Genomic DNA, 8,334 nt, shown 5'->3' with positions numbered 1-8,334 from the left:
CCCCGGGGGGCCCCCGCGGGGGGGGGGTGGGGGCCCGCGGGGGCGGCGGGGCCCCGCCCGGGGCCCCCCTCACGCCGGGGGTGGGCGGGCGGGACGCGTCGCGCGTCCGCCCGGCCCTCCGGTACGACTCCGTCAGGGGTGACCGTGAGCGATCAGGTCCTGTCCCTCGCCAGACCGTCCAGCTCCTCGTCCAGATCGTCCTCGTCGAAGACGGCGCTGACGTCGAAGCGGCAGACCACCAGCTGCGGATCCGCGTCGTCGAACGGGGCGCCGAGCCACTCCCCCGGCTCCGGCAGCTCGTCGGCGGCCGCGACCCACAGCGTGGAGTCGCCCTCCTCCAGACCGAACTCGGTGTGCCGGGAGGCGATCTCGTCCGCCTCGTACTCGCCGAAGAGCACCCCCAGCGCCGCGTGGACGCTGCTGCCGACCACCCCCGCGCCCTCACCGCCGCGGTCCTCGGGGTCCACGTCGGCGAGGCGCTGCGCCTGGGCGAGCAGCCGCTGCGGCTCCACCACCGCGTAGTCGCGGCGGATCAGCACGCTGATCGCGTTCGGCTCCTCCGGGCCGCTGTACGGCGGCAGGGAGTCCTCCACCCCCGGAATCTCGAACGGGGTGACCTCGTCATGGCGGTCGTAGAGGAGTTCGTCGTAGACCTCGGCCGCAGCGGCCAGTGCGTTGAACGCGTCGTAGACAGCGGGGTCGTCGTCCCCGGACCGGCGTTCGACCGCCGCGAGGTGGTGGTCGATCGCGGCTTTGACCGCATCGGCGGCGGCGCGTACCTCGGCAGCGGTGGGCTGCGCAGCATCAGACATAGGGCAGACGCTATCCGTACACGGGCTCTGCCCGCACAATAGATGCGATGCCGGAATACGAATTTGTCGATGTGTACGTGCCGCGCGGGGTGTCCCGGAAGGAGACGGCCCGCCTGTTGACCGACCATGCCGAGTACGGGCACTGGGAGCTGGACCGACTGACGCTGCGCCGTGACGGCAGCCGCCGGGTGCGGCTGCGGCGGCGGATCATCCGCCAGCTGCGGGCCACCTGGTGAAACGGAACGGGCCCCGCTGCCGCGGGGCCCGTTCCCTTCGCCGTGCCGTCCACTGCCGTCAGGCGGCGGCCCTGGCGCGGCGGTACAGCACCGTGCCCGCGCCGGCCAGCAGCAGACCCGCGCCCGCCGGGACGAGCAGGTCGGGCCCGCCCGCTCCCGTGTGCGCGAGTTGCGGCGTGTGCGGCGCCGGCGGGGTCTGCGGCTCGGGCTCGTTCGGGACGGTGTGCGGTTCGGGCGCCGGCGGCGCCTCGTGGGTGACCGGGACCGGCGGCGTGCTGTCGTTCTCGCACGTGTTGCCGGAGGTCGGGTTCAGCAGGCCACCGATGGTGACGCTGTTCCCGCAGGCGTTCACGGGGATGTCGACGGGCACCTGGATCTGGTTCCCCGAGAGCAGGCCGGGTGAGCCCTTGGCGGCCCCCTCCGCGGTCGCTCCGCCCCCGTGGTGACCGCCGGCCCGGTGCCTCCCGGTGCCCGCCGGCACCCGCTGACCGCGGTCGTCCGACGCCCGGCTGTGGCCGGAGGCGTGGCTGCCCGAGGCTCCGGCGGTCGAACCGTGGCGGCTCGCGGCCGTACCGTTCGCGCAGGCGTTGCCCGTCGCCGGGTTGAGCAGTCCCACGACGTTCGCGGAGTTGCCGCAGACGTTGACCGGCACCTCGACCGGGACCTGTACGGAATTCCCTGAGAGCGCCCCCGGGGAATTCGACGCACCGCCGTACGCTCCCGCGTCGGCGTGCGCGTAACCGCCACCGAGCGCGAGCACCCCGCCCGCGGCCGCCATGGTGATCAGGCCTTTACGCGTGACCTGTCGCATAGGTTTTTTCCTGCCTTCTGCCTTCCGGAATACCCCCGGACTTGACCGTGCGGGGGCAAGGGACCCGGCGGCCCCGGAGCACATGGCGTGCGCTCCGGGGCCGACCAGGCTCAAACCCTTACGGGTTGACGCGCAACGTCACTTGTTGACGCAGACGTTGCCGAAGGCGGGGTTCAGCAGACCGATCACGTCGATCGTGTTGCCGCACACGTTCACCGGAACGTGGACGGGAACCTGGACGACATTGCCCGAGAGCAGGCCGGGGCTGCCGATGGCGGCAGCCTGGGCGCCGGAGTCGGCGACGGCCATGCCGGCACCCGCGAGCACCAGACCACTGGTGACTGCCGCAGCGGCGACGATCTTCTTGATCATTATGATTCCTCCTAGTTGGCAAACGCGGTCCCAGCCGCGGACCGCATCACCTGTAACGAGGAATAAGCACACGGGCTACGAGCGCTCCGTTCCTTTCACTCGATCCAGTTAGCTACGTACAAGCTGGCGAATACGGGGGAAGAACGGGGGTCAGCTGTGGTCGATGAAGCGGTCGAGAACCCGCGCACCGAACTTCAGACCCTCCACCGGAACCCGCTCGTCCACGCCGTGGAACATGCCCGCGAAATCGAGCTCCGGCGGGAGTTTCAGCGGGGCGAAACCGAAGCAGCGGATGCCCAGGTCGTCGAAGGACTTGGCGTCCGTACCGCCGGAGAGCATGTACGGGACCGCGCGCGCGATCGGGTCCTCGGCCTTGAGCGCGAGCTGCATCGCGTCCACGAGCGAGCCGTCGAAGTCGGTCTCCAGCGCCTTGTCGCCGTGCACGTCCTCGCGCCTGACCCGCGGGCCGAGGATCCGGTCCAGGTCGGCCAGGAACTCCTGCTCGTACCCCGGCAGGAAGCGGCCGTCGACGTGAGCGGTCGCCTGGCCGGGGATCACGTTCACCTTGTAGCCCGCGCCGAGCATGGTGGGGGCCGCGGAGTTGCGCAGGGTCGCGCCGACCATCTTGGCGATGCCGCCCAGCTTGGCCAGGGTCGCGTCCATGTCCTCCGGGTCGAGCGGGGTGCCGAGCGCGTCGGACAGCTCGTCCAGGAAGGAACGCACGGTCTTGGTCACCCGCACCGGCCAGGTGTGCCGCCCCAGCCGCCCCACGGCCTCGCACAGCTCGGTGATCGCGTTGTCGTCATTGGTCATCGATCCGTGGCCGGCCGTGCCGTCCACGGTCAGCCGCATCCAGTGCATGCCCTTCTGCGCGGTCTCGACGAGGTAGAGCCGCAGGTTCTCGTTGACCGTGAAGGAGAAGCCGCCGACCTCCCCGATGGCCTCGGTGACGCCCTCGAACAGGTCCGGGTGCTTGTCGACGAGATACCGGGCCCCGTACGTGCCGCCGGCCTCCTCGTCCGCGAGGAAGGCGAGCACGATGTCGCGCGGGGGCTTGCGGCCGCTGCGCATCCGGTCGCGCACGACCGCCAGGGTCATCGCGTCCATGTCCTTCATGTCCACCGCGCCCCGGCCCCACACGCAGTCGTCCGCGATCTCCCCGGAGAAGGGGTGGTGCGTCCAGTCGTGGGCGTTGGCCGGCACGACGTCGGTGTGGCCGTGGATCAGCAGGGCCGGCTTGGACGGGTCCTCGCCCTCGATCCGCGCCACCGTGGAGGCCCTGCCCTTGTGGGACTCGAAGATCTGCGGCTCCAGCCCGACCTCGGCGAGTTTCTCCGCGACGTACTCGGCGGCCGCCCGCTCGCCCGGTCCCGAGTGGTCCCCGTAGTTGCTGGTGTCGATCCGGATCAGGTCACGACAGAGGTCGACGACCTCGTTCTCGGCGCTCTCACCCGAGCCGGTCCTGGCCGCTTTGGTCTCGCTCACGCTGGTTCCCTCCACTGTCGCTGTGGTGCTCAACCCTCATCCTCCCGCGCCCGGCCCGCGTACCCAAGGCCGCCCGCCCGTCGCCCCATCGCCGTCACACGACCGGGGCGTGATCGAGCACCCCCCGATGTTTGCTATGGTTTTCCACGTCGGAACGGGCAGGGCCCGCGAGACAGACACCTGGTCCGGGTGGCGGAATGGCAGACGCGCTAGCTTGAGGTGCTAGTGCCCTTTATCGGGCGTGGGGGTTCAAGTCCCCCCTCGGACACATAGAGCAACACAGAGCGAGTGCCGATCAGGAGAGATCCTGGTCGGCACTTCGCGTTGCGGGGCGGGCGCGCGACCGGGGCGGACGGCGTTCCGCACCCCGGCCCGCCGCGAGCCCGTCGGATCAGCCGTCTTCCCCTGTCGTCCGACGGCGCGATGCCCGGGCGTGACGCCGTGCGAACCGGCGGGTCCGGTGCTTCCTGGCGCACCCGCTACGACCGGGGGCAGATGCCCCAGGGGTTCGCACCACCCTTGTTGAAACGGTTCATTCCTGGTTAACGTCGCCTCGGAGAAGGGTCTTTCCGAGCGAGGAGAACCATGAGCCGCACCGACACCGACACGCTGCCCTGGTACGAGGACCCGAGCCCGGGTACCGGCGGACTCGCGCCGCGGGCCTGGTACGCGACGTCCGATGCCTGGCGGATGTCCCTGAACGGCGAGTGGGCCTTCCGGCTCTCGCCCGGAGCCGGGACCGAGGACGAATCCTTCGCCCGGCCGGGGTTCGACGCCTCTTCGTGGGGCACGGTCGCGGTGCCCGGCCACTGGGTGCTGCAGGGGGCCGGTGGCGCGCCCGCGTACACGAACGTCGTCTACCCCTTCCCGGTCGATCCGCCCCGGGTGCCGTCCGAGAACCCGACCGGTGACCATCTGCGGACCTTCACTCTGCCGGCGGGCCGGCCCGACGGCGGTGAGACCGTGCTCCGCTTCGACGGGGTGGAGTCCTGCGCACGGGTCTGGCTCAACGGGCGGGAGCTGGGCGACTTCAAGGGGTCCCGGCTGCCGCACGAGTTCGCCGTGGGCGACCTGCTGAACCCCGGCGAGAACGTGCTCGCCGTCCGGGTGCACGCGTGGTCGTCGGGGAGCTATCTGGAGGACCAGGACCAGTGGTGGCTGCCCGGCATCTTCCGTGAGGTCACGCTGCTGCACCGTCCGCCGGGGGCCGCCCGGGACTTCTTCGTGCACGCCGGCTACGACCACCGGGACGGCTCCGGGACGCTGCGCGTGGAGTGCGAGGGAGCCGAGGGCCGGGTCCTCGTGCCCGAGCTGGGTGTCGACATCGCCGCGGGCGAGTCCGTGACCCTGCCGGTCGAGCCGTGGACCGCCGAGACGCCCCGGTTGTACGACGCGGAGCTGGTCACGCCCGGCGAGCGGACGCCCCTGCGGATCGGCTTCCGTACGGTCGCCGTCGAGGACGGCGTCATCAAGGTCAACGGCAGGCGGCTGCTGTTCCGCGGGGTGAACCGGCACGAGTTCCACCCGGAGACGGGGCGGGCCGTCGACGCGCGGACGATGCGACGCGATCTGGTGCTGATGAAGCGGCACAACATCAACGCGGTGCGGACGAGCCACTACCCGCCGCACCCCGCGTTCCTCGACCTGTGCGACGAGCTCGGGCTCTGGGTGATCGACGAGTGCGATCTGGAGACGCATGGCTTCGTCGACCTGGAGTGGCGGGGCAACCCGGTCGACGACGAGCGGTGGACCCCCGCGCTGCTCGACCGGGCGGCCCGCATGGTCGAGCGCGACAAGAACCACGCCTCGGTGATCATCTGGTCGCTGGGCAACGAGTGCGGTTCGGGCAGCGGCCTGACGGCGATGGCCGAGTGGATCAGGGGACGCGACCCGGAGCGGCTGCTGCACTACGAGGGCGACCTCTCCTGCAAGGACGTCGATCTGTACTCACGGATGTACCCCACGCACGCCGAGGTCGAACTGATCGGCAAGCGGGCGGAGGAGCCGTGGGCCGACGCGGAGCTCGACGCCCGGCGCCGCGCGATGCCCTTCGTCATGTGCGAGTACGGGCACGCCATGGGCAACGGGCCGGGGGGCCTGAGCGAGTACCAGCGGCTCTTCGAGCGGTACGAGCGCTGCCAGGGCGGCTTCGTCTGGGAGTGGATCGACCACGGATTCGCCCATCCCGAGCACGGCTTCGCCTACGGAGGGGACTTCGGCGAGGAGCTGCACGACGGGAACTTCGTCTGTGACGGCCTCCTCTTCCCGGACCGCACGCCCTCCCCCGGGCTCGTCGAGTACAAGAAGGTCATCGAGCCGGTGCGGATCGGCCCGGGCGCCACGGCCGGCGCGTTCACGGTCACCAACGGCTACGACTTCGCCGGGCTGGAGCACCTCGAATTCGTCTGGTCGCACGAGGTGGACGGAGCGGCCGTGGCCTCGGGCGTCCTGGCGGTGCCCGCGCTCGCCCCCGGCGCGTCGGCCGAGGTGTCGCCCGAGGCCGCGGGCGACGGCGTCTGGACGGTCCGGGCGGTGCTCGCCGAGGACACCGCCTGGGGTGAACGCGGACACGTGGTGGCCTGGGGGCAGGTGGAGACGGGCACACCGGCCGTCCCCGCTCCGGCGGCCGGTGAGCGCCCGGTGCGGTCCGGTGGCACGGTCACCCTGGGACCGGGCGTCTTCGACGCGGCCACCGGGGCTCCGACGCGCATCGGGGGCATCCCGGTGGAGGGGCTCAGGCTGGATGTGTGGCGGGCGCCCACCGACAACGACAACGGGGCGCCGTGGCAGCCGGACGAGCGGTACGGGCTGCGCTGGCGCGAGCTGGGGCTGCACCGGATGCGGCACCGCGTCGACGCGGTCGAGGCGGACGGGGACGCGCTGACCGTGCGGACCCGGGTGGCCCCGGCGGGCTGGGACCTGGGGCTGCGGAGCACGTACCGGTGGACGGCCGCCGGCGACCGGCTCGGGCTGACGGTGTCCGTCGTGCCGGAGGGGGACTGGCGGGTGCCGCTGCCCCGGCTCGGCATCCGGTTCGGCCTGCCCGCTGTGTACGGCGGTGCGCGGTGGTTCGGGGGCGGGCCGGGTGAGGCGTACCCGGACACCCGGGCCGCCGCGATGCTCGGGGTGTGGCAGAGGGAGGTGGACGCGCTCCAGACCCCTTATGTCAGGCCGCAGGAGAACGGGGCGCGCGCCGACGTCCGCTGGGCGGAGCTGACCGACACCGGCGGTGCGGGGCTGCGGGCCGAGGGCGGCACGCCGTTCTGGTTCACCGCGCGGCGCTGGACGAGCGAGCAGCTCGACGCGGCGGAGCACCGGCCGGACCTGGTGGCCGGGGACCGCATCTGGGTCAACCTGGACCACGCGGTGCAGGGCATCGGCTCGCAGTCCTGCGGACCGGGGGTGCTGCCTGAGCACCGGCTCGGCGTGGCGCCGGCGGAATTCTCGTTCGTGTTCTCGCCCCTGGGCTGATCCGCACCGCGCCCTGTCCTGCCGTGCCCCGGCCCGGAGCCGGGGCAGGGCGCGGCTCCGGCCGGCGGCGCGGGCGGCTGCGGGCCCGGGCGGCCGGCGTTCCTCGGGGACCGGCGCCCGCCACACCTGCGGGCCCCGCCGCTGTGGAAAGATGCCCGGCACCATGAGAACCAGCACCACGGGCACCCGCGGGCCGGCCGGCGGGCCCCGGTGAGAGGGCGCGCGAAGCCTCCGCCGTCACCCCTGCCCCAGCGCGACGGGATCGATCCGGTCCGGGTACGGCTCCCGGAGGACCCGGACGGGCGGTGGCCGACGCTCCGTGACCACCTGCTGGCGCGGTTCGCCGACGCGATCGGCGCGGGGCGGGTCGACGCCATGCTCGCCGGGGGCCGGTTCGTCTCCGTCGGGGGCGCGGTGACGGGCGACGAGCCGTACACGGCGGGCCGGTACCTCTGGTTCCACCGGGACTTCGCACCGGAGGAGCCCGTGCCCTTCCCGGTCGGTGTGGTCCACCGGGACGAGCACCTGGTCGTCGCGGACAAGCCGCACTTCCTGGCGACGACGCCGCGCGGCCGGCACATCACCGAGACCGCGGTGGCCCGGCTCCGCCGTGAACTGGGACTGCCGCTGCTCCAGCCCGCCCACCGGCTGGACCGGCTGACCGCCGGGCTCGTCCTGTTCGTCGTGCGGCCGGAGGAACGGGGCGCGTACCAGACGCTGTTCCGGGACCGCCTGGTGCACAAGGAGTACGAGGCGGTGGCACCGTACGACCCCCGGCTGGTCTTCCCCCGCACCGTGCGCAGCCGCATCGTGAAGGAGCGTGGGGTGATCGCCGCCCGCGAGGAGGCGGGCGAGCCGAACAGCGAGAGCCGGATCGAGCTGCCGGCGCACCGGGGAGGGCTCGGCCGCTACCGGCTGGTGCCGGCCACCGGGCGCACGCACCAGTTGCGGGTCCACATGAACAGCCTGGGGCTGCCGCTCCTCCACGACCCCGTCTATCCGGTGGTCGAGGCGGACGGGGCGCCCGACGACTTCTCGCGCCCGCTGCAACTCCTCGCCAGGGTCCTGGAGTTCACCGATCCGGTCACGGGAGAGCCGCGCCGCTTCGAGAGCGGGCTGCGGCTCTCCGCGTGGCCGGAGGGGTGAC

Annotated in this window: 7 protein-coding genes and 1 tRNA gene; 4 read left to right on the top strand and 4 right to left on the bottom strand. The window is 72.5% G+C overall.

Annotation, left to right across the window (positions count from 1 at the left end):
- Positions 1 to 152 precede the first annotated feature (152 nt).
- Positions 153 to 812 carry a hypothetical protein gene (locus tag ABZ454_RS29025; RefSeq protein WP_356320842.1) on the bottom strand — a complete coding sequence of 220 codons (660 nt, stop codon included), beginning with the start codon at positions 810 to 812 and terminating at the stop codon, positions 153 to 155.
- Positions 813 to 859: 47 nt separating this feature from the next.
- Between ABZ454_RS29025 and ABZ454_RS29020 the strand changes: the two genes are divergently transcribed.
- Positions 860 to 1,048 (top strand): DUF5703 family protein, encoded by a 189-nt coding sequence (locus tag ABZ454_RS29020; RefSeq protein ID WP_030918345.1) that lies wholly within the window; start codon positions 860 to 862, stop codon positions 1,046 to 1,048.
- Between the two features lie 58 nt (positions 1,049 to 1,106).
- Here ABZ454_RS29020 and ABZ454_RS29015 read toward each other — a convergent pair whose 3' ends face one another.
- The 3 genes from ABZ454_RS29015 to ABZ454_RS29005 all read right to left on the bottom strand — a co-directional run bounded on the left by ABZ454_RS29015 (position 1,107) and on the right by ABZ454_RS29005 (position 3,716).
- Positions 1,107 to 1,859, bottom strand: coding sequence for a chaplin (locus ABZ454_RS29015; RefSeq protein ID WP_359542273.1), 753 nt, complete (start codon positions 1,857 to 1,859; stop codon positions 1,107 to 1,109).
- Between the two features lie 138 nt (positions 1,860 to 1,997).
- Positions 1,998 to 2,231, bottom strand: coding sequence for a chaplin ChpH (chpH, locus tag ABZ454_RS29010; protein ID WP_356320846.1), 234 nt, complete (start codon positions 2,229 to 2,231; stop codon positions 1,998 to 2,000).
- 150 nt (positions 2,232 to 2,381) lie between these two features.
- Entirely contained in the window at positions 2,382 to 3,716 is a 1,335-nt protein-coding gene (locus tag ABZ454_RS29005; protein WP_356320848.1) for a M20/M25/M40 family metallo-hydrolase, read from the bottom strand.
- Positions 3,717 to 3,899: 183 nt separating this feature from the next.
- On the opposite strand from ABZ454_RS29005, the gene ABZ454_RS29000 reads away from it, so the two are divergent.
- From ABZ454_RS29000 to ABZ454_RS28990, 3 genes are all read left to right on the top strand, one after another.
- Positions 3,900 to 3,984 (top strand) — tRNA-Leu (locus ABZ454_RS29000).
- A 317-nt stretch (positions 3,985 to 4,301) separates the two neighbouring features.
- Positions 4,302 to 7,187 carry a glycoside hydrolase family 2 TIM barrel-domain containing protein gene (locus tag ABZ454_RS28995; RefSeq protein WP_359542270.1) on the top strand — a complete coding sequence of 962 codons (2,886 nt, stop codon included), beginning with the start codon at positions 4,302 to 4,304 and terminating at the stop codon, positions 7,185 to 7,187.
- Between the two features lie 210 nt (positions 7,188 to 7,397).
- A complete protein-coding gene (locus tag ABZ454_RS28990; RefSeq protein ID WP_359542267.1) occupies positions 7,398 to 8,333 on the top strand; it encodes a pseudouridine synthase in 936 nt (311 codons plus the stop codon).
- The last annotated feature ends 1 nt before the right edge of the window (position 8,334 follow it).

The organism is Streptomyces sp. NPDC005803 (genome assembly GCF_040630435.1).
GTDB lineage: Bacteria > Actinomycetota > Actinomycetes > Streptomycetales > Streptomycetaceae > Streptomyces.
The sequence above is the reverse complement of the archived record's forward strand: the minus strand, read 5'-3'. Positions and strand labels throughout refer to the sequence as shown.

Excerpts from the sequence above, each read along its gene's own strand:
- ABZ454_RS29025 (WP_356320842.1), bottom strand. The coding sequence starts at position 812 with ATGTCTGATGCTGCGCAGCCCACCGCTGCCGAGGTACGCGCCGCCGCC.
- ABZ454_RS29020 (WP_030918345.1), top strand. The coding sequence starts at position 860 with ATGCCGGAATACGAATTTGTCGATGTGTACGTGCCGCGCGGGGTGTCC.
- ABZ454_RS29015 (WP_359542273.1), bottom strand. The coding sequence starts at position 1,859 with ATGCGACAGGTCACGCGTAAAGGCCTGATCACCATGGCGGCCGCGGGC.
- chpH (WP_356320846.1), bottom strand. The coding sequence starts at position 2,231 with ATGATCAAGAAGATCGTCGCCGCTGCGGCAGTCACCAGTGGTCTGGTG.
- ABZ454_RS28995 (WP_359542270.1), top strand. The coding sequence starts at position 4,302 with ATGAGCCGCACCGACACCGACACGCTGCCCTGGTACGAGGACCCGAGC.